Origin of the sequence: Dankookia sp. GCM10030260, from assembly GCF_042666655.1 — a bacterium.
Lineage (GTDB): Bacteria > Pseudomonadota > Alphaproteobacteria > Acetobacterales > Acetobacteraceae > Paracraurococcus.
Genome location: NZ_JBHTDE010000002.1, coordinates 296710 through 318274, shown reverse-complemented (window position 1 = coordinate 318274; position 21565 = coordinate 296710). Strand labels below are relative to the sequence as shown.

Annotated in this window: 22 protein-coding genes; 9 read left to right on the top strand and 13 right to left on the bottom strand. The window is 71.5% G+C overall.

Translation table 11 applies throughout. The features are described 5' to 3' along the window. The first annotated feature begins 15 nt into the window (after positions 1-15). Positions 16-1653, top strand: a complete 1638-nt coding sequence (locus tag ACFQS7_RS07940) for a GMC family oxidoreductase (RefSeq protein WP_380066502.1) — start codon at positions 16-18, stop codon at positions 1651-1653. Between the two features lie 191 nt (positions 1654-1844). On the opposite strand, the gene ACFQS7_RS07935 is transcribed toward ACFQS7_RS07940, so the two are convergent. Both ACFQS7_RS07935 and ACFQS7_RS07930 read right to left on the bottom strand, forming a co-directional pair. Beyond that, positions 1845-2771, bottom strand: coding sequence for an NADH:flavin oxidoreductase/NADH oxidase (locus tag ACFQS7_RS07935; protein WP_380067229.1), 927 nt, complete (start codon positions 2769-2771; stop codon positions 1845-1847). Between the two features lie 13 nt (positions 2772-2784). Further along, complete coding sequence (locus tag ACFQS7_RS07930) at positions 2785-3420, bottom strand: glutathione S-transferase N-terminal domain-containing protein (protein WP_380066501.1); 636 nt, start codon at positions 3418-3420, stop codon at positions 2785-2787. Between the two features lie 310 nt (positions 3421-3730). Between ACFQS7_RS07930 and ACFQS7_RS07925 the strand changes: the two genes are divergently transcribed. Both ACFQS7_RS07925 and ACFQS7_RS07920 read left to right on the top strand, forming a co-directional pair. Further along, a complete protein-coding gene (locus ACFQS7_RS07925) occupies positions 3731-4966 on the top strand; it encodes a mandelate racemase/muconate lactonizing enzyme family protein (protein WP_380066500.1) in 1236 nt (411 codons plus the stop codon). 23 nt (positions 4967-4989) lie between these two features. Continuing rightward, positions 4990-5949 carry a Bug family tripartite tricarboxylate transporter substrate binding protein gene (locus ACFQS7_RS07920; protein WP_380066499.1) on the top strand — a complete coding sequence of 320 codons (960 nt, stop codon included), beginning with the start codon at positions 4990-4992 and terminating at the stop codon, positions 5947-5949. Between the two features lie 2 nt (positions 5950-5951). On the opposite strand, the gene ACFQS7_RS07915 is transcribed toward ACFQS7_RS07920, so the two are convergent. The 8 genes from ACFQS7_RS07915 to ACFQS7_RS07880 form a co-directional block, all read right to left on the bottom strand. After that, the gene (locus ACFQS7_RS07915) at positions 5952-6317 is read right to left on the bottom strand and encodes a response regulator (RefSeq protein ID WP_380066498.1); all 366 of its coding nucleotides are present in this window, start codon (positions 6315-6317) and stop codon (positions 5952-5954) included. A gap of 119 nt (positions 6318-6436) precedes the next feature. After that, entirely contained in the window at positions 6437-6892 is a 456-nt protein-coding gene (locus tag ACFQS7_RS07910; protein WP_380066497.1) for a surface-adhesin E family protein, read from the bottom strand. A 17-nt stretch (positions 6893-6909) separates the two neighbouring features. Beyond that, the gene (locus tag ACFQS7_RS07905) at positions 6910-7476 is read right to left on the bottom strand and encodes a DUF882 domain-containing protein (RefSeq protein ID WP_380066496.1); all 567 of its coding nucleotides are present in this window, start codon (positions 7474-7476) and stop codon (positions 6910-6912) included. 1 nt (position 7477) lies between these two features. Next, positions 7478-9004: a murein L,D-transpeptidase gene (locus ACFQS7_RS07900; RefSeq protein ID WP_380066495.1), complete on the bottom strand. Its 1527-nt coding sequence runs from the start codon at positions 9002-9004 to the stop codon at positions 7478-7480. 55 nt (positions 9005-9059) lie between these two features. Beyond that, positions 9060-10406 (bottom strand): FAD-dependent oxidoreductase, encoded by a 1347-nt coding sequence (locus ACFQS7_RS07895; protein WP_380066494.1) that lies wholly within the window; start codon positions 10404-10406, stop codon positions 9060-9062. Beyond that, positions 10403-10699: a (2Fe-2S)-binding protein gene (locus tag ACFQS7_RS07890; RefSeq protein WP_380066493.1), complete on the bottom strand. Its 297-nt coding sequence runs from the start codon at positions 10697-10699 to the stop codon at positions 10403-10405. Before ACFQS7_RS07890 ends, ACFQS7_RS07895 begins: the two co-directional genes overlap by 4 nt. Then, entirely contained in the window at positions 10680-11801 is a 1122-nt protein-coding gene (locus ACFQS7_RS07885; protein ID WP_380066492.1) for an NAD(P)/FAD-dependent oxidoreductase, read from the bottom strand. The genes ACFQS7_RS07890 and ACFQS7_RS07885 overlap by 20 nt, the downstream gene beginning before the upstream one ends. Before the next feature lie 182 nt (positions 11802-11983). After that, entirely contained in the window at positions 11984-12583 is a 600-nt protein-coding gene (locus ACFQS7_RS07880; protein ID WP_380066491.1) for a DNA-3-methyladenine glycosylase I, read from the bottom strand. Between the two features lie 86 nt (positions 12584-12669). On the opposite strand from ACFQS7_RS07880, the gene ACFQS7_RS07875 reads away from it, so the two are divergent. Both ACFQS7_RS07875 and ACFQS7_RS07870 read left to right on the top strand, forming a co-directional pair. After that, entirely contained in the window at positions 12670-14016 is a 1347-nt protein-coding gene (locus tag ACFQS7_RS07875) for an aspartate aminotransferase family protein (protein ID WP_380066490.1), read from the top strand. Between the two features lie 41 nt (positions 14017-14057). After that, positions 14058-14837 carry an SDR family NAD(P)-dependent oxidoreductase gene (locus ACFQS7_RS07870; RefSeq protein WP_380066489.1) on the top strand — a complete coding sequence of 260 codons (780 nt, stop codon included), beginning with the start codon at positions 14058-14060 and terminating at the stop codon, positions 14835-14837. A gap of 18 nt (positions 14838-14855) precedes the next feature. Here the strand turns inward: ACFQS7_RS07870 and ACFQS7_RS07865 are convergent, their stop codons facing one another. Continuing rightward, entirely contained in the window at positions 14856-15593 is a 738-nt protein-coding gene (locus ACFQS7_RS07865; protein WP_380066488.1) for an SDR family oxidoreductase, read from the bottom strand. 89 nt (positions 15594-15682) lie between these two features. Between ACFQS7_RS07865 and ACFQS7_RS07860 the strand changes: the two genes are divergently transcribed. The 4 genes from ACFQS7_RS07860 (at position 15683) to ACFQS7_RS07845 (ending at position 19341) form a co-directional block, all read left to right on the top strand. Continuing rightward, positions 15683-16669 (top strand): Bug family tripartite tricarboxylate transporter substrate binding protein, encoded by a 987-nt coding sequence (locus ACFQS7_RS07860; protein WP_380066487.1) that lies wholly within the window; start codon positions 15683-15685, stop codon positions 16667-16669. Continuing rightward, complete coding sequence (locus ACFQS7_RS07855) at positions 16666-17811, top strand: iron-containing alcohol dehydrogenase (protein WP_380066486.1); 1146 nt, start codon at positions 16666-16668, stop codon at positions 17809-17811. The genes ACFQS7_RS07860 and ACFQS7_RS07855 overlap by 4 nt, the downstream gene beginning before the upstream one ends. 135 nt (positions 17812-17946) lie before the next feature. Then, positions 17947-19062 carry an LLM class flavin-dependent oxidoreductase gene (locus ACFQS7_RS07850; RefSeq protein WP_380066485.1) on the top strand — a complete coding sequence of 372 codons (1116 nt, stop codon included), beginning with the start codon at positions 17947-17949 and terminating at the stop codon, positions 19060-19062. 12 nt (positions 19063-19074) lie between these two features. Beyond that, positions 19075-19341 carry a hypothetical protein gene (locus ACFQS7_RS07845; protein WP_380066484.1) on the top strand — a complete coding sequence of 89 codons (267 nt, stop codon included), beginning with the start codon at positions 19075-19077 and terminating at the stop codon, positions 19339-19341. Here the strand turns inward: ACFQS7_RS07845 and ACFQS7_RS07840 are convergent. Then, positions 19338-20585 carry an NAD(P)/FAD-dependent oxidoreductase gene (locus ACFQS7_RS07840; RefSeq protein ID WP_380066483.1) on the bottom strand — a complete coding sequence of 416 codons (1248 nt, stop codon included), beginning with the start codon at positions 20583-20585 and terminating at the stop codon, positions 19338-19340. The genes ACFQS7_RS07845 and ACFQS7_RS07840 overlap by 4 nt on opposite strands. Continuing rightward, entirely contained in the window at positions 20582-21541 is a 960-nt protein-coding gene (locus ACFQS7_RS07835) for a Bug family tripartite tricarboxylate transporter substrate binding protein (protein WP_380066482.1), read from the bottom strand. The genes ACFQS7_RS07840 and ACFQS7_RS07835 overlap by 4 nt, the downstream gene beginning before the upstream one ends. Between the last annotated feature and the right edge of the window lie 24 nt (positions 21542-21565).

Genomic DNA, 21565 nt, shown 5'->3' with positions numbered 1-21565 from the left:
GGAAAGATCCACGGCATGAGCGACGCCGATACCTTCGACTATGTCATTGTCGGCTCCGGCGCCGCAGGGTCGGTTCTCGCCAACCGGCTGAGCGCCGACCCGAACCTCACCGTCTGCGTGCTGGAGGCCGGTCCGCCCGACCGCAACCCCTTCATCCACATCCCGGCCGGCTTCATCAAGACGCTGGCGGATCCCGGCGTCACCTGGCAGTTCAAGACCGAGCCGCTGGAGATGACCGGCGGCCGGCGGATCAGCACGGTGCAGGGGCGGACGCTGGGCGGCTCCTCGTCGGTCAACGGCATGATCTACAACCGCGGCCAGCCGGCCGACCTCGACAACTGGGCGCAGCGCGGCAACCGCGGCTGGGGCTATGCGGATTGCCTGCCCTATTACCGCCGGTCCGAGAACCGCATCGGCGTCAGCGACGACAGCCGCGGCCGGAACGAGGACGGCATCCCGATCACCGACATGGACTGGATCCATCCGCTGTCGGAAGCCTTCATCAAGGGCTGCGAGGGCATCGGGATTCCCCGCTGCGTCGACTACAATTCCGGCAACCAAGCCGGCGTCGGCTATTTCCAGCGGGCCATCCGCAAGGGGCGACGCGTCTCGGCCGCGGTCGCCTTCCTGAAGCCGGCGTTGGCGCGGCCCAACCTGGAAGTCCGCACCAATGCGCGCGCCAGCCACATCCTGTTCGAGGGCAAGCGGGCGGTCGGCGTCCGGTATGTCGCGGCACCCTCCGCGCCAGCGCAGGAGGTGCGCGCGCGGCGGGAGGTGATCCTGTCCTCCGGCACTGTGAACACGGCGCGGCTGCTGCAGGTATCCGGCGTCGGCCCGGCCGATCTGCTGGGCAGGCTCGGCGTGCCGGTGGTCCACGCGCTGCGCGGCGTGGGGTCCAATTTCCGCGATCACTACGCGTCCCGCTTCGTCATGCGGGCGCGACCGGGGGTGGAGACACTGAACGAGCTGGCGCGCGGCCTTAAGCTCGGCGGGCAGATCGCCCGCTGGGCGATGGGCAAGCCGAGCATCCTGGCGACCGCGCCGAGCCACGTGCATGTCTTCTGGAAGAGCTTCGAGGGGCTGGACGAGCCCGACCTGCAATGCGTCTTCACCCCCGGCAGCTATGCCGAGGGCAAGGTCTACGTGCTGGACGAGGTGCCCGGCGTGACCGCCGGCGCCTGGCAGCACCGGCCGGAGAGTACCGGCTGGGTGCGCGCCCGCAGCACCAATGTCTTCGAGGATCCGGAGATCAACCCCAACTACCTCTCGGACCCGATGGATATCCGCGTGCATCTCGGAGGCATGCGGCTGCTGCGGCGGATGCTGGGCACGCCTGAGCTCGGCCAATACGTCGATGCCGAGACGCTGCCCGGCCCCGACGTGCAGACCGACGACGAACTGCTGGACTTCGCCAAGAAGAACGGCAGCACGACCTACCACCTGATCGGCACGGCGCGGATGGGGCCGGAGACCGACGCGAGCGCGGTGGTGAGCGACCGGTTGCTGGTGCATGGGATGCAGGCGCTGCGGGTGGTCGATGCCTCGATCATGCCCGGCATGCCGAGCGCCAACACCTATGCGACCACGCTGATGATCGCCGAGAAGGCAGCGGATTTCATCCGCGGCCGCGAGGCTCTCTCCGAGGCAGCCTGAACCCAGTTCGGTCCAGGGGTCACCGCGTCCCCTGGCGGGGGAGTGCAGAGGGGACAGTGGCCCCTTTGCAGCGCCGGGGCCGAACCCGCCCAGATGCGGGTTGTCCTTCGCCTTCTCCAGGAAGCTCCGGTACTGCGGCGGCAGCAGCCTCGAGGGTAGGCCTTGCCCCAAGTCATCGCCGCCAGCAGCGGTCAAGGCGGATTGGCCAGCGCCGGCCGTCCCACCATCAACAGGCCGGCGCCCTCGTCGCGGATCAGCCGGTCCGCCGCCACCGGGGCGCCAAGGTTCCAGGACACCGCGACCGGCATCCCCGTCTCCCGCTGGATACGCGACGCGGTCGGCACCATGAAGCCGCACTCGGTCCAGGGGACCTCGGCCGCGTTGATGTTCATGCCGAGGCTGATGTCGACCCGGTCGAGGCCACGCACCGCCAGCGCCTCGACGAGCGCGATGCTGTCCTGGACCGTGTGGGTGTCGGAGTGGAAGTCGATGGCGCCCATGCGAACGATCAGCAGCAGGCGTTCCGGCCATGCCGCCCGCACCGCCCGGAAAGCAGCGACCAGGAATCGGGCGCGATTCTCGGCAGTGCCACCATGCTCGTCGACGCGGCCATCGGCGATGGGCGAGAGGAACGACGCGCCGAGGAAACCCTGCGCATAGCGGATCTCCAGCCACACGAAGCCGGCGTCGTGCCCGCGCGGCGCGCGGGAGGCGGCCACCAAAGGAGAGGCCGAAGGGGGCGATGGACTCCCAGCCCTCCGGGTCGTCGGCCTCGAGCTTGGTGTAGCCATCCCACAGCTTGTGAAGGCCGCCTTTGCGGCAGGAATGGCCGAGCTGGACGCCGGGCACCGCGCCTTGAGGAAGCGGGTGACCCGCGCCAGCGCCTCGGCTTGGTCGTCGTTCCAGAGAGCGGCGCCGCCCGGCGTCATGCGGCCCTCGGGCGAGACCGCCAACTGTTCCACTCGTACCAGCCCGGCGCCGCCCATTGCACCGGCGCCGAGATGCGCCAGGTGCCAATCCGTCACCACCCCGTCCGGGCTGCAGGAATATTGCGTCACGGGCGAGATCGCGATGCGGTTGCGCAGCGTCACCTCCGTCAGTGCGGAGGGGTCGAACAGCTTCGGCGTGGGGTCAGACCACCTTGTCGCTGATGACCTGCGGCACCGGCACAGTCGCGGCGAAGGAGGGACGGGCCTCCAGCCGGGCCGAAAGGGCGACGAGGTTGGGATACTGGCTGCGCCAGGGGTGCTCGGGGAAGCGCACGTCGAGGTAGCGCAGCACCGTGCCGGTGGCGATATCGGCCAGGCCGAAGCTTTCGCCAACCACCCATTCGCGATCGCCGGCGGTTTCCGCTAGGGCACGCAGCCCGCCGTCGACCTTGCGGCGCTGCCGGGCGATCCATTCGGCGCTCTGTTGCGCGGGCGCACGGTGGCGTTCCCAGAACAGCAGGACGCAGGCGTCGCAGACGCCGTCGGCGATGACCTCGACCTTGCGGGCGGCCAGGCGCGCCCAGACATCGGCCGGGACAAGGGGTGGCTCCGGCCACTTCGCCTCGATCACTTCCAGGATGTAGCGACTCTCGTAGACGCTGCTGCCGTCCTCCAGGATCAGGACCGGCAGCTTCTCCAGCGGGTTGTGTCTCGGTGTCTGGGTGGTGCTGTCCCATGGCACTTCGGTCACCAGTTCGAAGGGAATGCCCTTCTCGGCAAGGGTGATGCGGACCTTCCGCGCATAGGGGCTGGGCGTGGCGCTGATCAGTTGGAGCATGGATGGTCTCTCTTGTTTGGCGGTCCCCTCCCCCATCCTGTCGCGCCTAAGCCGTGTTGGATCGAAGGGGGGTCGGTAGGGTACGTAGGATCAGGGATGACGTCGGTCGCACCTTTCTCGAGTTTGTGGCTTGGTACCTGCCGCGCGGCCAGTGCCAGCCACAGAAGAAAAGGATGTGGGCTGGGAGAGGCAATGCTTCTTGCTCCGCGGTCCCGCCTCTCTTCTCTACAGGGACGTCTTGCAGTCCACTCGACCATGGACGCCAGGACGTCCGTCGCCGGATAAGCACCTTCCGAGCCAAGTGAGCCACATGTCCAGGATCCAATGCCTTCGCACCATCCGCATCGCCGAGCGGCCCAACCTGATCTGGGTCGAGATCGAGACCGACGAGGGCCTGGTAGGCTTGGGCGAGAGCTTCCGCGGCGCCCAGGCGGTCGAGGCGGTACTGCATGAGACCATCGCCCCCTGGCTGATTGGCCGCGACAGCCGGCGGATCGAGGCGGTCTCGCGCCACCTGATGACGCCCTATCTCGGCTTCGCCAGCGCCAGCGCCGAGGTACGGGCAGCGAGCGCCGTCGACCTCGCCCTCTGGGACCTCATGGGCAAGCGGCACGGCATCCCGGTGCATGAGGCGCTGGGCGGTGCCAGCCGGACCGAGATCCGCACCTACAACACCTGCGCCGGCTACGCCTACAACAGCGGCACCGCCAAGGGGGTAGCCGCCGGGCGGCGCGACATCGACGCCGGCGATGTCGCCACCGGGCCCTATGACGACCAGCTCGCCTTCATGCGCGACGCCGGCGCGCTGGCCGAGAGCCTGCTGGCGGAGGGCTACACGGCGATGAAGATCTGGCCGCTCGACATCCAGGCCGCAGCCTCGGGCGGGCAGATGATCACCCTGGCCGAGTTGAAGGTTGGGCTGGAGCCCTTCCGGAAGATCCGCGCCGCGGTCGGCGACCGAATCGAGGTGATGGCCGAGTTGCACAGTCTCTGGTCCGCCCAGGCCGCGATCCGCATCTGCCAGGGGCTGGAGGATCTCGGCATCTTCTGGGCCGAGGACCCGATCGCCAAGATGGGCGACTTCAAGGCCCTGGCCGATCTGCGTCGGCAGACCCGGGTGCCGATCTGCGGCAGCGAGACACTGGGCGGTGCTGTCGCCTACCGCCAGATGCTGGAAGCCCACGCAGTCGATTTCGCCATGCTCGACCTTGCCTGGTGCGGCGGGCTGACCGAGGGGCGCAAGATCGCCGGTCTGGCCGAAGCCTTCGCCAAACCGCTGGCGCCGCACGACTGCACTGGACCGGTGACCCTGATGGCCGGGCTGCAGCTGGCGATCCACGCGCCGACCGCGATCTTCCAGGAAGTGGTCCGGGCGACCCTCGCCACCTGGTACCGCGACCTCGTCACCGACCTGCCGCTGATCACGGGCGGCCTGGCCCAGGCACCGACCGCGCCTGGCCTTGGCACCGGCCTGCTGCCAGCCGTAAGGAAGCGCGAGGACGCGACCATCCGCGAATACGGCACGCCGCTGCGGCCCGGCGGCTGAACGAAGCAGAGGGGAGAGAGACCATGCTGAGACGCCATTTGCTCGCCGCCACATTGGCCGCACCATCCATCGCCCATGCCCAGACCTTCGACCGGCCGCTGCGCATCATCGTCCCCAATGCCCCGGGCGGCACCAGCGACATCCTGGCGCGGCTGATCGCCACGCCGCTCGGCAAGCTGGTCGGCCAGAGCGTGGTCGTCGAGAACCGCACCGGTGCCGGCGGCAATATCGGCGCCGACCACGTGGCCAAAAGCCCACCCGACGGCACCGCCATGCTGCTGCTCGATGTCAGCGTGCTGGCGACCAACCCCTTCCTGTTCACCAGGCTGCCCTTCGATGTCGAGAAGGACCTGGCGACGGTGAACATGCTGATCTACGCGCCCTACATCCTCGCCGCGCGCAACACGCTGGCGGTGCCGGATGCGGCCGCGCTGGCGGCCTATGTGAAGGCCAATCCGGGCAAGCTGAATTTCGGCAATGCCGGGGCCGGGACGCTGACCCACCTGGTCTCCGTCGCGCTCGCCGCATCCTGGGGCGGCGGGATGACCCAGGTGCCCTATCGCGGCGGCGCCCCGGCGCTGCTTGCGGTGGTGAGCGGCGAGGCAGACCTGACCATGGCCGGCGCCACCCAGTCGATGCCCTATGTCACCCAGGGCCAGATGCGCGGCATCGCCGTCTCCGGCCCGCGACGGCTGGCGACGCTGCCGGACTTACCGACCTTCGCCGAACTCGGCTGGCCGCACCCCAATGCCGGCACCTGGCAGGGCGTGCTGGTGCAGGGCAATACCCCGCCAGCCGTGGTGGCGAAGCTGGAGGAGGCGCTGCGCCAGGTGATGCAGGAGCCCGCGGTGCGCCAGCGCGTCGCCGAATTGGGCGGCGAGCCGCGCACCGATGGCGCCAGGGCCTTCCGCGAGCAGCTTCGCGCCGATACCGCCAGCCTCGGCAAGGTAATCCGGGAGCACAACATCACCCTGGACCAATAGGGTCAGCCGAGGCGTTCCGCGCCGGCCTCGCGGATCTTCGCGGCCAGTTGCTCCGGCGCGAAGGGCTTTTGCAGGAAGCGCTCGTGCCGGCCGGCGGCACGGCCCGCCAAGTCGGGCGTGGTGCCGCTGATCAGGATCACCTCGACCTTCGGATGCCGCGCCCGGGCCAGTTCCGCCAAGTCGAAGCCATCGAGACCGGGGCCGAGGTTGACGTCGGTGACGAGCACATCCGGCACCTGGCCGGCGCCGAGCAGGATCAACGCATCCTCGGCATTGGCCAGGCCGTCCACCTCGAAGCCGTGGCCGTCCAGCGTCTCCGACAGGGCGCTCCGGACGAGTTCATCGTCCTCGATCAGCAGGACCCGCATTGCGGCACAGCCTCCCTATTCCCGCGTCGTCTATGCGACACAAGCCCGTAAGGTGGGATGGCGGAGAGCCGATTCCCGTCGGATCGGCGTTCAACTTCCGGGTGGCGTCGCTGCCCCGATTACAGGCGGCAGGCGGCCTCGAAGAAGACGGCGACGAGCGTGCCGGGCTGCACGCCGCGTTCCTCGCTCAGCCGGGGCCGCTCCTCGAACTCGAGGCCCTGCGCGTCCGGCGCGCGGTACCAACTGCCCTCCAGCGGCCGCCAGGACTGCTCGGTGCAGCGGTAATCCGCCAGGAAGGCGACGCTGCGGGCGCGGCCACCGGTCTCCGGCAGGCGGATCGGTTCCCCCAGGTTCAGCACGATCCAGACCCGGCGCAGCCCGGGGGTCCAGTGCGCCGCCTCGGACGCCTCAAACGCCGCAGCGATCCCGCCTCGCCTGTCGATGGCGATCGGGCGCCATTCCACCCGCGGCGCCAATGTGAGCGCGGGCGGCTGCGGCGCCTCGTCGACCATGGGTGGCTCGGCCGCGGGCGCGCAGCCGAAAAGCAGGAGAAGCGGCAGCAGGCCGCGCAGCATCGTCGGGTCGCCTCCCGCTACCAGCGCCGCGCCGGGCCGCAGTCGAGATGCACGAATCCGTCGCGCCGATAGAGGCCGACGCCGCCGATCTGCATCGCCGCCGCCAGCCGGGCCAGGCCGAAGCTGTCCCGTCCCGCCAGCCGGACATCCGCGGCCATGCCCGACATATGCAGGGAGGCGCGCGACACCCGGCCGGATTCGCGTGCCCTTGCGGCATTGGTCTCGGGCGAGCGGTAGCCGCTGATCACCTGGAACCCCTCCTCGGCCTCCAACTCGCGCGCCAGGATATACATCACGTCGAACAGCCGCGGGTCCATCGGCGTGGCTTCCTCCCGCGCAGGGTCGCGGAACAGCCAATCGAGCTGCTTCAACGCCTCACGGTCATAGCGGCCATCGCGCCAGTAAATGCCCGCGAAGCTTTCCTCGGTCTGCATGCGGTGGATGCGGAGGCTGCGCGCCGCACCGGCGGTGACCTGCGCGACGGCGGCGCCGCCGCCGATCGCACCGCAAAGCAGGCCGGCCGCACCACGCAGCAGGGTGCGGCGGCCGGATGCGGGGCAGCAGGGGCAGGCGGCGGTCACCATCTCAGCGGATCCGTAGCTCGGCGACACGCGGCAGCCGCGGCGCGTCGAGGGCGCGGGCATAGGCCGCGTCATGCCCATAGATGTCCTGGCGCATGCGGAGCTCGGCGCCTTCCAGCGTCACGGTGGTATAATGCAGCCGCACCGGGATCGGTCGCGGCACCCCGACGCCCGAGGTCTGCCGGCCCGCCAGCACCTGGTCCACCCGCGCCCGGTCCCAGCCGGCGGCGCCCTGCAGCGCGATGTCCAGCAATTCCATCGGCTTCTCCAGCCGGATGCAGCCGGAGGACAGGGCACGCTCGGCGCGGCGGAACAGGCCGCGATCGGGCGTGTCGTGCATGTAAATGTCCTCGGTATTCGGGATGACGAATTTGATCCGGCCGAGCGCGTTCGCGTCGCCCGCATCCTGTCGGATGATATAGGGAAAGCGCTCGGGGTTCACCGAGCGCCAGTCGATGGTGGTGGGATCGATCTCGACCCGCTGGCCCTCGGCGAAGCCGTAGACCCGGAAGCCCTTCTCCATCATCGCCCGCGGGTTGGTGCGGAATTTCGGCAGCAGGTCTTCCTTCGCGTTGCGCTCCGGCACGCCCCAGGGCGGGTTGAAGACCACGTTGGTCAGCCGGACCCGCAGCATCGGCGTGGCCCGCGCCGGCTTGCCGACGATCACCGCCATCTCGAGCCTGACGCGGCCATTCTCGATCAGTTGCAGGCGCTGGTGCGCGATGTTCACCTCGATGCGCCGTTCCGGCCCGACGCTCGCCGCGGCCCGGCGCATGTCGAGGGCGACGCGGAGCTGGCGGACCGCCACCTCGGCCGGGCGGTTCAGTGCGAGGAAGGTCATGCGGCCTGCACGGCCGTCCGGCTCCAGCCCCTCGGCCACTTGGAAGCGGCGGACCGCAGCGACGAGGTCCTCGTCATACAGCGCCGGGTCGGCCGGCCGCAGCGCCGCGGCGACCGGGTCGGTCGCCGCCATGCGGGCGCGGAGCGCCGGCACCCGGACCGCATCGGTGGCGCCGGGTTCCAGCGCCTCGATGCCTGGCATCGGCGGCACCGGGGGGAAACCGCCGGCCAGGACGCGGGCCCGGGCGATGGCCAGGGCCCGTTTCAGGGCGGCGGCTTCGGGTGGCAGCAGGGCGGCGCGCTCGATCACCGCGGCCGGCTCGGCGGCGGTGCCGAGTTCTGTCATCCAGGGGCCAAGCGGCAGGGCCGCCGTGTCGCGGCGGATATCGATCCGACCCGGCAGGTCGCGGACCCGGCCATGCAGCAGGTCGGCTAGCGCCGCGGCGGCGGAGTGCCGCAGCGCGGCCGCGAAGCCGCCCGGGTCGGCATGGGCCAGCGCGTCGGCGGGGATGGCATAGTCGCGCGGGTCGAGGCCGTCCTCGCCCAGGCGGCGCAGCCGGTCGGCAAGGCGGTGCAACGCCTCCGTCCCCTGCATCGCCTGCGCGACGCCCTGGGCCGGCGGGGCGGCATGGGCAGGGGGCGCGGCCAGGGCGGCAGCGGCGAGCAGGGTCATGGCCAGGAAGGTGCGCACGTTGCAGTGATACATGTCCGCGGTGCCGCGCGCCAAGCCTGCTAGCGCGAGCGGCTCAGCGACCGGCCAATTCGGCGACGGTCAGTGGTTTGTAAGGCGCGCGGGGGCGGAGCGTGCCGGCCGCCTCGGGCGTGGTGCCGCGGGACGCGGCGATCAGTGCTGCCAGGGTCGTGCCGCAGAGCCTTCCCTGGCAGGGGCCCATGCCGGCGCGGAGATAGGCCTTGAGCTGGTTCGGCCCGCTGGCGCCGAGCCGGGCGGCGGCGCGGACCTGGCCGGCGGTCACTTCCTCGCAGCGGCAAACCAGGACCTCGTCGTCCGGCGGGGCGAGGACCCAGTCGGGCGGGCCGTAGAGCGCATCGAGGAAGGGCCGCAGCGCCAGCGCCGAGCGGCGTTGGGCGAGCAGCAGGCCGGCGCGCCGGGCGAAGCCTTCCGCGGTCAGCCGGCCTACCCGACGCGCGGCGTCCACCGCGGCCAGCCGCCCGGCGCTGATGGCGGCTTGCCAACCGCCGATGCCCGCGCCGTCACCGGCAATGGCGACCCGTGCGTCAGAGGTCGCGCCGTAATCATCGATCCGCGGCCGCCAGCAGCGCTGCGCCGGGTCCCAGTCATGGTCAAGGCCGAGGGCGAGCGGAATATGCGTGGCGGGCACGACCCCCTCATGCAGCAACAGCGTGTCGCACGCGGCGCTGCCGCCATCCCAGGATACCCGCCCGACCCGGCCATCGCCTTCGGCGCGCAGGCCGGTGACGGCGCGGAGGCGGGGGATGCGCCGGGTCGCGGCCAGCAGGCCCAGCCCCTTTGCCAGCAACGGCGCGCCGGCCAGCAGGCCACTCGCCCTGATCGCAGCGCGAAGGCGGCCCTTCGGCGTGGTCTCCAGGATCAAGGCCGGCGGCGCCCCGGCGCGGCTCAGTTGCGCGGCCAGCAACAACAGCAGCGGCCCCTGCCCGGCCAGCACCGTGCGGCCGGCCGGCACCGCGCCGGCGGTCTTCAGCAGGGTCTGCGCCGCGCCGGCGGTCATCACGCCGGGCAGGGTCCAGCCGGGGATCGGCACTGGGCGTTCCTGCGCCCCGGTCGCCAGCAGCACGCGGTTCGCCGCGATCGTCATGCTGGCGCCGGCCGCAACCACCGAAAGCAGCCCGGCCTCCGGGTCCAGGTGCCAGAGGGTGGTCGCCGGGCGGTAATCGATCCGCGCGGCACGGAAGGCACGGATCAGCGGCCGGCCGGCCGCGAAGTCGCCGCGCAGGGCCGGATCGCCGCCGGCGCGTTCGAGGCTGCGGAAGACCTGTCCGCCGGGCGCCGGGTTCTCGTCGATCACCGCGACCGACAGGCCGAGGTCGGCCGCCTCCACCGCCGCGGCCATGCCGGCCGGGCCGGCCCCGATGATGGCGAGGTCGCAGCTCATGCCGGGAAGGCCCGGCGGGCGCCGCGCTGCGGGGCGATGCGCATGCCGGGCGCCACTGGGACCATGCAGGCCTGGCGGTTGGCGATCCCGTCAATGTCCGCCAGGCAGTCGAAGCAGGCGCCCATCATGCAATAGGGGAGCCGCGGCGTGCCGGAGATCGGCGTCTCACGGATCAGCGGCAGGCCGGCCAGCAGCACCGCCGCCGCGGCCGAGGCGCCCTCCGGCACCCGTACCGCGGTGCCATCGACGAAGACCTCGACGCTGGCGGGGCGTTCAGGACGCGGCACGAACATCGAAGCGTCCTGCGGTGAAGGGGTCGAGCATGGGGTCCAGCGCACCGGCGGCGATCATCGGTGCCAACAGCCGCGCATGCGCGCCGGCCAGGGTCACGCCGGAATGGCAGTTGGCGGTGAAAGCGCCGGGGAAGCGGTCGGACTGGTCGTAGATCGGCAGCCCGTCCGGCGCCATGACCCGCAGCGCCGACCAGGCGCGGACGATGTTGAGCCGGCCGATCCAGGGGAAGCTCAGCACGGCGCGGTCGGCGATCTGGCGCATCACATCCGGCGACTGGCGGAGGTCGAAGCCCACCTCCTCCATGCTGTCGCCCATCATCAGCGAGCCTTCCTGGGTCTGCCGCACCGTGGTGGTCGGCATCGGCAGCAGCTCCGCCGCGCGCTCCGTCACCAGCACCTGGCCGCGCTGTGGACGGACCGGCGCGACCAGGCCGAAGCGCGGTGCGAGCCCGGCATTGCCGAGCCCGGCGGCCAGTACGATGCGTGGCGCGCCGAAGCGCCGGCCGCCGGCGATGACGGCAAAGTCGTGCGGCGCGGCATGGCCCTCCTCGACCCTGGCATCCGGCACATAGGCGCCTCCCGCCGCGACGAAGGCAGTATGCAGCGCGTGCAGCAGGCGGAGCGGATTGGCATGGCCGTCATAGGGGGTCCAGGAGGCGCCGACGACATCGGGGCCGAGGCCCGGCAGCATCTCGCGCAATTCCGGGGCCTCGATCATCCGGTATTCGTAGCCCGTGTTGCCGGCCTCGGCCTGCATCCGCGCCATGCGCGTGGCGCGCTCGGCCATCTCGGCATCGGACAGGCACAGATGCACGCCACCCGGCTGCCGCAGCCCGACATCGGTGCCGGTGCGGGCGCCGAGCTCCGCCGCCAGCGCCGGCCAAACGCCTGCCGAGGCGCGGGTCCAGCGCTGGTACCAGGGCGCGCCGAGTCCCTTCGACTGCACCCAGACCAGGCCGAAATTGCCGCGGCTGGCGCGGTAGGCAACGTCGCCCTCGTCCAGCAGCACGGTGCGCAGCCCCTGGCCGACCAGCCCCCAGGCGATGGCGGCGCCGACCAGGCCGCCGCCCACCACGATCGCATCGAAGGACTCGTCCCGCATGGCGGCATGGGAGGGCGGCGCGGCGCGGCCGTCAATGCGCCCCCATACCGACGGTCATTTTCGATGACCGTCGGTATGGGGTCCCAAGCCCTCAGGGGCCGGGCGGCCGCAGCCGCGGCCCTGGCTCGCCGCACGCGCGGCGGGCTGCGCCCACCGCAGGTCACGCCATGCGGGCGGGGGTATCAGCCCGGCCGGCGGAAGGCGGCGCGCGCCGCCGCGGCCGCGGGGCGGATGGCGCAGTCCTCGGCATGGTCCTGGAGCACCCCCATCGCCTGCAGGAAGGCATGCACCGTGGTCGGGCCGACGAAGGCCCAGCCGCGCCGCTTCAGGTCCTTCGACAGCGCGATGGAGATCTCGCAGGTCGCGGCGCCCGCCGGCGGCGGCATGGCCGGCTCGAACCGCCAGATATAGGCGGCGAGCGAGCCTTCCTGCCGCACCAGCTCCTGTGCGCGCCGGGCATTGCCGATCGACGCCTCGATCTTGCCGCGGTGGCGGACGATTCCGGCATTGCCGAGCAGGCGCTGCACGTCGGCCGCGTCGAAAGCGGCGACGCGGTCGATGGCGAAGCCGTGGAAGGCGGCCCGGAAATTCTCACGCTTGGCCAGGATGGTCCGCCAGCTCAGGCCCGACTGGAAGCCTTCCAGGCAGAGCTTCTCGAACAGCCGCGTGTCGTCGGCGACCGGAAAGCCCCATTCGGTGTCGTGATAGGCCAGGTAGTCCGGCGTCGCCATGCACCAGTGGCAACGCGGCCGGCCATCCGGCCCCGGGAGTGTCCGGCTCATCGCCCGTCATCCTTCCCCGCACCAAGCCTGTTGACCCCACCCCCGGGGCCGCGCGAGCCTGCCCCGGCCCCGGGGAGGACCGTTGCATGAGCCCGCTGGATACCGCCGCCGCACCGCCGCGCAACAGCGACCTCGACTCCGCGCTGGCCGAGGCGCGCGAGGCCTATGCCGCGGCCCGCCCGCGCAGCGCCGCGATCCATGCCCGGGCGCGGGAGGTGATGCCGGGCGGCAATACCCGCAGCGTGCTGTTCTACACCCCCTTCCCCACCGCCATGACCCGCGGCGAGGGCTGCCGGCTGTGGGACGCCGACGGGAACGAGTACCTCGACCTGCTGGGCGAATACACCGCCGGCCTGTTCGGCCATTCCGAGACGCGCATCATCGATGCGGTGAAGGCGGCGCTCGACGGCGGGATCAACCTGGCCTCGGTCGGCGAGAAGGAGGCCGAGCTGGCCGGGCTGATCGTCGGCCGCTTCCCCTCGATCGAGCAGGTCCGCTTCACCAACAGCGGCACCGAGGCGAACCTGCTGGCGCTGGCCGCGGCGCGCGGCTTCACCGGCCGGGTGAAGACCATGGTGATGCGCGGCGGCTACCATGGCAGCGTGCTGACCTTCGCCAGCGAAAAAAATGCGGTGAACGTGCCCATCCCGCTCGCCTTCTCCGACTACAACGACCCGGAGGCCGTGCGACGCGACATCCTGGCCGAGGGCGATTCGCTGGCGGCGGTGCTGGTCGAGCCGATGCTGGGCTCCGGCGGCTGCATCCCGGCGACGCTCGAATTCCTCACCGCGCTGCGCGAGGCGACGCGGCAGACCGGCGCGGTGCTCATCTTCGACGAGGTGATGACCAGCCGGCACGGCGCCGGCGGGCTGCAGCAACGCACCGGGGTGATCCCCGACATGACCACGCTGGGCAAGTACATGGCCGGCGGGATGAGCTTCGGCGCCTTCGGCGGCCGGGCCGAGATCATGGCGGTGTTCGACGGCCACAAGCCGGGCACGCTGCCGCATGCCGGCACCTTCAACAACAATGTCTGGTCGATGGCCGCCGGCTGCGTCGCCATGGGCGAGATCTTCGACGCCGCGACCGCCGAGGCGCTGTTCGCCCGCGGCGAGGCGCTGCGCGATGCCCTGAACGCCGCCTGCGCCCGGGCCGGCGCGGCCATGCAGTTCACCGGCCGCGGGTCGATGCTGACCGTGCATTTCCGCGCCGGCACGATCGACCGCCCCTATGCGGCGAGCCCGGCCGAGGACCGGCTGCGCGAGCTGTTCTTCTTCGACATGCTGGCCACCGGCATCTACCTGGCCCGGCGCGGCATGGCGGCGCTGTCCCTGCCGGTGGCCGATGCGGACTGCGCCCGCTACCTCGCCGCCGTCGAGGAGTTCATCGCCGCGCGGCGCCCCCTGCTGGCGGGGGCGGCCGGTCGGGGCTAGCCTGGGGCACCCGCCGTCCTGGCCGGCCCCAGGAGACCAGCATGCAGACGACCTTTGCCGCGGACCGCCGCTCGCCCAACCAGGCGCGCCGCGTCATGCTGCTGACGGGCGCCTCGCGCGGGATCGGCCATGCCACGGTGAAGGTCTTCTCGGCGGCCGGCTGGCGGGTCATCACCGTCTCCCGCCACCCCTTCCCGGAGGAATGCCCCTGGGAGGCCGGGCCCGAGGACCATATCCAGGCCGACCTGTCCAACGCCGACGACACGATCCGGGCGATCGAGGAGATCCGCCAGCGGCTGGAACCGGAGGGCGGCCGGCTCGATGCGCTGGTGAACAATGCCGGCATTTCCCCGAAGGGCCCGGGCGGCAGCCGGCTGGGCACCATCCAGACCCAGCTCGACGACTGGAAATGGGTGTTCCAGGTGAATTTCTTCTCCTCCATCATGCTCGCCCGCGGGCTGATCGAGGAATTGCAGCGCACCCGCGGCGCGGTCGTGAACGTCACCAGCATCGCCGGCAGCCGGGTGCATCCCTTCGCCGGCGCGGCCTATTCCACATCCAAGGCGGCGCTGATGGCGTTGACGCGGGAGATGGCGCATGATTTCGGCCCGCTCGGCATCCGGGTGAATGCGCTGAGCCCGGGCGAGATCGATACCTCGATCCTGTCGCCCGGGACGGAGAAGATCGTCGAGGAGCAGATCCCGCTGCGCCGCCTCGGCAAGCCGGCCGAGGTGGCCAAGGCGATCTACTTCCTCTGCTCCGACGCCTCCTCCTATGTGAACGGGGCGGAGATCCACGTGAATGGCGGCCAGCACGTCTAGGCTGGGCGCGGCTCGCCCTTACCGGCCGCCGCCCACCGGCAGCCGGGCCCCGGCGACATAGCTGGCGGCGTCGGAGAGCAGCCAGAGGATGGCTTCCGCCACCTCCTCCGCGCTGCCGCCGCGCGCCATCGGCACGCCGGCCGACATTCGCGCGACCCGGTCCGGCATGCCCGCATTGGCGTGCAGTTCGGTCTCGATCAGCCCCGGGTTCACCGCATTGACGCGGACGCCCTGCAGGGCCGCCTCCTTGGCAAGGCCGACGGTCAGGGTATCCACCGCGCCCTTGCTGGCGGCGTAGTGCACCCACTCCCCGGCGCCGCCGAGCTCGGAGGCGCGGGAGGAGACGTTCACGATGGCGCCGCCCTGCGGCAGCATCGCCAAGGCCTCCCGGCAACAGCAAGCCAGGCCGATGACGTTGGTCCGTAGCACCCTCTCCCAGATCGCATCGGTGCTTTCGCGCAGCGTCGCCTTGGGGCCGGTGATGCCGGCATTGTTGACCAGCGCATCCAGCCGCCCGAAGCGGTCCCGCACCGCGGCGAAGCTGGCGGCGACCGCCCTGGGGTCGCCGACATCGGCCTGCAGCGCCAGCACCTCTGCGCCGGCGGCCTTCGCCGCGGCCTCGGTCTCCGCCGCCCGCGTCGCATTGCCGGCATAGGTGAAGGCGACATCCCAGCCGCGCGCCGCGGCCAGCCGCACCACGGCGGCGCCGATCCCGCGCCCGCCGCCGGTCACCAGCAGCACCTTCCTCTCGGCCATGGCCCTCCCCTTCCCCTCGCTTTCCGGGCAGCATACCCCGCAGAAGAAGACGGAGGGAGCGATGTTCCAGGCGGACTCGGCCGAGGCGCATGGTGCGCCGGATCGGCCGCGGCGTGGTTAGCCCCGGGCGTCGCGCGGCTTTGGCCGCGCTGCTGGCCGCACCCGCCGTCGCGCGGGCGCAGACGCGGATCGTCCGCTTGGTGCTCGGCTTCCCGCCCGGCGGCTCGGCGGATTTCCTCGGCCGTGCGATGGCGGAACGGCTGGGCCAGGGGCTGGGCGCCACCATCGTCATCGACAACCGGCCGGGGGCGGGGTCGAACATCGCCACCGAACATGTCGCGCATGCCGAACCCGACGGCACGACCTTGCTGCTCGGCGGCAATTTCAGCCATGCGGTGAACCCGGTGATGTATCGCCGGGTCGGCTTCGACCCGGTGGCCGATTTCACCCCGATCGGCCGGGTCTGCGACCTGCCAACCATCATCGCGGTCAGCGCCGCCAGCGGCATCACCAGCCTGGCCGACCTGCTCGCCCGGATGCGGGCGAAGCCCGGCGCCTGGAATTACGGCACGCCCGGCATCGGCACGCCGAGCCACCTGGCGGGCGCGATGTTCAGCCGGGTCACCGGCCTCGACTGGACCCATGTACCCTTTCGCGGCGGCGCGCCGTCGCTGACCGCGCTGCTGTCGGGCGACATCGAAGTGATCATCGCCACGCCGCCGGTGGTGCTGCCGCAGATTCGCGGTGGGAAGGTCATCCCGCTCTCGCTCACCACGGCCAAGGCCTCGCCGGTCATCGACGGCGTGCCGGGCGCGGCGGAAGCCGGGCTGCCGGGTTTGGATATTGCCGGCTGGTATGGGCTTTGGGGCCCTGCCCGCATGCCGGCAGCGATGCGTGACCGCTGCTTCGCTGCGCTGGCCACGGCGCTCGGCGACCGCGGCGTGCAGGGCCGCTTCGCCGGCGAGGGCCTGCGCGCCTGGCCGAGCGACAGCCCGGCGGAGTTCGCCGGCTTCATCGCCCGGGAGATTCCCTTCTGGGCGCAAGTGGTGAAGGACGCGGGAGCGACAGCCGAATGAGCACGCAGATCCATCGCTGGCCGGCGCAGCAACGCGTTCGCATCGGCACCGTCGCCGAGGCCCTGCCGCCGGAGCTCGCCGATTGCAGCCGGGTGCTGCTGGCCACCACGCGGTCGCTGGCCGGAAGCGCGATCGCCGCGGCGACCCGCGCCGCCATCGGGTCGCGCCTGGCCGGCGAGCACGCCACCATGCGCGCGCATTCGCCGGTGGAGGACGTGCTGGCCCTTGCCCAGATGCTGCGCGAGAGCGGCGCGGAGCGCGTCGTGGCGCTCGGCGGCGGCAGCGTCATCGACGGCGCCAAGGTGGCCTGCCGCGCGGTCTGGGCCGGCGCGGTGGACAAGCCGGGGCTGCTGGGCTTGGCCGTCTCGCGCGGGGCGGAGACGGATGCCTGGGACAGGGTGGAGCCGACGCCGCGGATCGTCGCGGTGCCGACCACCCTCTCGGCCGCCGAATTCGCGCCGCATGCCGGCTACACCGATCTCGATGCCGGGCGGAAGATGCGAGCGGTGCAGGCCAGCCAGGTGCCGCGGGCGGTGATCCTCGACCCGGCGGCGATCCTGGAGACGCCGGCGGAATTGCTGCTCTCCTCCGGCATCCGCGCGGTGGACCATGCGGCGGAGCGCCTGTGCGCGAACGAGCGCGCGGCCTTCTCCGACGCCGTCTCCCGCCAGGCGCTGACGATGCTGGCGGAGGCGCTGCCCACCATCCACCGCGACCCCGGCAACCTGGCGGCGCGGGCAGCGGCGCAGCAGGCGATGTGGCTTTCGGTGATGGGCGGCTGGTCCGGCGTCGCGGTCGGGGCGAGCCACGGCATCGGCTATATCCTGGGCGGGGCGCGCGGGGTGCCGCATGGCATCACCTCCTGCCTCGGCCTGCCGGCGGTGATGCAATGGAATGCGTCGGTGAACGGCGAAGCGCAGGCGGAGATCGCCCGCATCCTCGGCGGCGCGACGGGGCACGAGGCGCTGCGGTCCTTCATCCGTGGCCTCGGCCTGCCGACCATGCTGGCCGAGGTGGGTATTGGCGCGGAGGAGATCGATGGCCTCGCCGCCCGCTGGGATGGCGGCCCGCCGATCGCCACCAACCCCCGCCCCGTCCGCAGCCCGGCGGATGTCGCGGAAATCCTGCGCCTGATGGCGTAGCGGCAGACTCACAGAAATAGGAGGGGGAGCGGGGGAATTTCCTCCCCCGTCTTTCCTGCTTGCCTCCTCCCCGCAACCGGCGCGAGCATCCGCTCGCAACCGGGGCCGCACCCCGGGCCGAGGAGGACGACCACGATGGAATTCGGCTATTTCTCCATGCCTTCCCATCCCCCCGAGCGCGGCCTGAAGGAAGGCCATGACTGGGACCTGCAGACCATCCGCTGGCTCGACGAGCTCGGCTTCTCGGAGGTCTGGATCGGCGAGCACCACACCGCGCCGTGGGAGCCGCATCCGGCGCCCGACCTGCTGTTGGCCCAGGCGATGCTGCAGACCAGCCGCATCCGGCTCGGACCCGGCGGCTTCCTGCTGCCCTACCACCACCCGGCGGAACTTGCGAACCGTGTCGCCATGCTCGACCACATGTCGAATGGCAGGTTGAATTTCGGCATCGCCGCCAGCGGCCTGCCGAGCGACTGGGCGATGTTCAACGTCGACGGCATGTCCGGCACCAACCGCGACATGACTCGCGAGGCGTTGGATATCATCCTCAAGATGTGGTCGGCGACCGAGCCCTTCCATTACGAGGGCAAGTTCTGGAAGGTGGACCGGCCGGCCGAGATGTTCGGCTTCCTCAAGCCGCACCTGAAGCCCCTGCAGGCGCCGCATCCGCCGATCGGCGTGGCCGGGCTGTCGAAGAATTCCGACACCTTGAAGATGGCGGGCGAGCACGGCTTCCTGCCGATGAGTCTCAATCTCAACCCCGGCTACGTGAAAAGCCATTGGGACAGCGTCGAGGCCGGCGCGCGCAAGGGCGGCCGCACGGCGAATCGCAACGACTGGCGGCTGGTGCGGGAGATCTTCGTCGCCGACACGGATGAAGAGGCCTGGCGGCTTTCGGTCGGCGGCATGATGGGCCGCATGATGGGCGAGTATTTCCTGCCGCTGCTGTCGAATTTCGGCTTCAAGGAATACCTCAAGCACCATCCGGACGTGCCCGACAGCGACGTGACGGTGGATTACTGCGCCAAGCGGAACTGGTTGATCGGGTCGCCCAAGACGGTCGCCGAGAAGCTGGAGCAGATCTACGAGGATGTCGGCGGCTTCGGCCAGCTTTGCGTCTTCGGCTTCGACTATCTCGACAACCCCGGCGCTTGGCGCAACTCGCTGCGGCTGATCCAGGAAGAGGTGATGCCGCGGGTGAAGCACTTGGTGCCAAAGGCGCCGGTGGCGGCGCTGGCGGCGGCGCAGTAGCGTCCGGGATTATTGGCCGCGACGGCGATCCCGCCGCGGCCGATCGCGTTGTCGCTGGCATACCATGCCGGGAAAACGATGATGCGCGTGACCTGCCTTTGCCTGCTGCTGCTGCTCGGGGCCTGCGGACCGGGCGGCCTCCGGCCGGGCGCACGGTATTCCGGTATGCCGGATACCATCACGGGCGACCCCCAGAAGAATATGGCGACCGGGACCATCAGCACCGGCGGCACGGTCTGGTCGCGGCAGCAGGGCTACCTGACGACGCCGAGCCGTTAGGCGAAGCGCTCCACCGCGAAAGGCGCCAGATCCATGTTCGGCGCCGGCCCCAGCATGGCCCGCGCCAGCAGCGCCCCGGTCGGCGCCGAGCCGGTCAGGCCCAGATGACCATGGCCGAAGGCACACCATAGCCCCGGCCAGAACTTCACCGGCCCCAGCACCGGCAGGCTGTCCGGCAGGCAGGGCCGGTGGCCCATCCAATGGCCCGCCGCACCCTCGGTCCTCGCCTGCGGGAAGGCCTTTTTCAGGTCCTCCAGCAGCAGCGCCGCGCGGCGCGGTGTCGGCGGTGCTTCCAGCCCGCCGAATTCCACCGTGCCGGCGACGCGCAACCCGTCCTCCATGGGGGAGATGAAGGCCTTGCGGTCGGCCGGCACCACCGGCCGCTGCAGGGCGATGCCGGCATCCGCGAGCATCACGTGGTAGCCGCGCTGGGTCTCCAGCGGCACGCGGAGGCCGAGCGGCGCCAGCAGCCGGGCCGACCATGCGCCGGCCGCCAGCACCACCTGGTCCGCCACGACCGGGCCGGCGGCGGTCGCCACGCCGATCACCCGGCCGGCCTCGGTCAGCAGCGCCCGCACCGCCTCCCGCCGTATGCTGCCGCCCAGCCGTTCCACGCCGCGGGCCACCACCTGTGCCTGGCGCCGCGGGTTCACGCTGCTGCCCTGCTCGCGGATCAGCAGGCCGAGCGCATAGTCGCCCCACATGTCCGGCTCGACCTCCCGGATCGCCTCGCGACCTTCGAGAAACTCGATCCGCATGCCGTGCTGCTGGCGCAGCGCCCAGCCGCCGGCATCCTTCGCATATTGCGCCCGGTCCCGGTACAGATAGAGCTGCCCGGTCTCGCGGATCAGGTCGAGCGCGCCTTCCTCGGCCATGATCCGCCGATGCTCCTCCATCGCGTTGCCGAGCAGGCCGGACAGCGCCTCGGCGATGGCGGCGACGCGGGCCGGCCGGGCGCAGGCGACGAAGCGCAGCAGCCAGGGCGCGGCGCGCAAGGCGTAGCCGGGCGGGATGTGCAGCGCGCCGGCCGGGTCGAGCAGCATGCCCGGCACCTGCTTCAGCACGCCCGGCATGGCCAGCGGCGCGACCGAGCCGGCGCTGATCGCCCCCGCATTGCCGGACGAGGCACCGCTGCCCGGTGCCTCCCCGTCCAGCACCGTGACCGCGGCGCCGGACCGCGCCAAGTGCCAGGCGACGCAAAGCCCGACGATGCCGGCGCCGATGACGATGATCCGCTGGCTCATTCCGGCTGCACGCCCGTGCGGGCGGCGATGCGCTGCCACTTGGCCTGTTCCGCCGCGATGAAGGCCCGCGCCGCGGCGGCATCGCCGCCCAGTGGTTCCAGGCCGCGCTCGCGGAAGGCACCGGTCAGGGTTTCCCGCACCGCCGCCTGCACGGATCCGCCGATGCGGGCCAGGACCGGCTCCGGCGTCCGCGCCGGCGCGACCAGGGTCGACCAGGTGCTGCCGGCGAGGAAGGGGAAGCCGGCCTCCACCGTCGTCGGCACCTCGGCCAGGGTGGCGGAACGCGTGGCGCGGCACAACGCCAGGGCACGGACGCGGCCCGAGAGGATGTGCGGCAAGGCGGAGGGGATGACATCCAGCAGCATCTGCACCTGGCCCGAGACCAGGTCGGTCATCGCCGGCCCGCCGCCGCGATAGGGGACATGGGTGACGGCGGTGCCGGTCTCGACCCGCAGCAATTCGGTCAGCAGGTGGTTGGCCGTGCCGGTGCCGTGGGACGCGTAGTTCAGCCTGCCTGGCTGCTCCCGCGCCAGCGCCACCAGTTCGGCCAGGCTGCGCACCGGCAGGGCGGCGTTGACCAGCACCAGGAAGGGCTGTTCGGTCAGCAGGGCGACCGGGGCGAAATCCTCGGGCTGGTAGGGGATGGTGCGCATCACCGCGCGGGCGATGGCCATTTCGGCCGAGGCGCCGATCAGCAGCGTGTAGCCGTCGGGCGCGGATTTGGCGACCAGGTCAGCGCCGAGGGTCCCCGCCGCACCGCCACGGTTCTCCACCGTGACCGGCTGCCCCCAGGCGCGGAACAGGCGTTCCGCAAGCAGCCGCGCGACGAGATCGGTGCTGCCGCCAGCCGGGTAGCCGACGATCAGGCGCACCGCGCGGCTGGGATAGTCGGTCGTGGCCAGTGCCGGTGTTGCCAGCATCGCCCCCAGAACGGCCCGCCGCCCGAACCCTGCCATCGCCGCCTCCCCGGTTTCACCGAT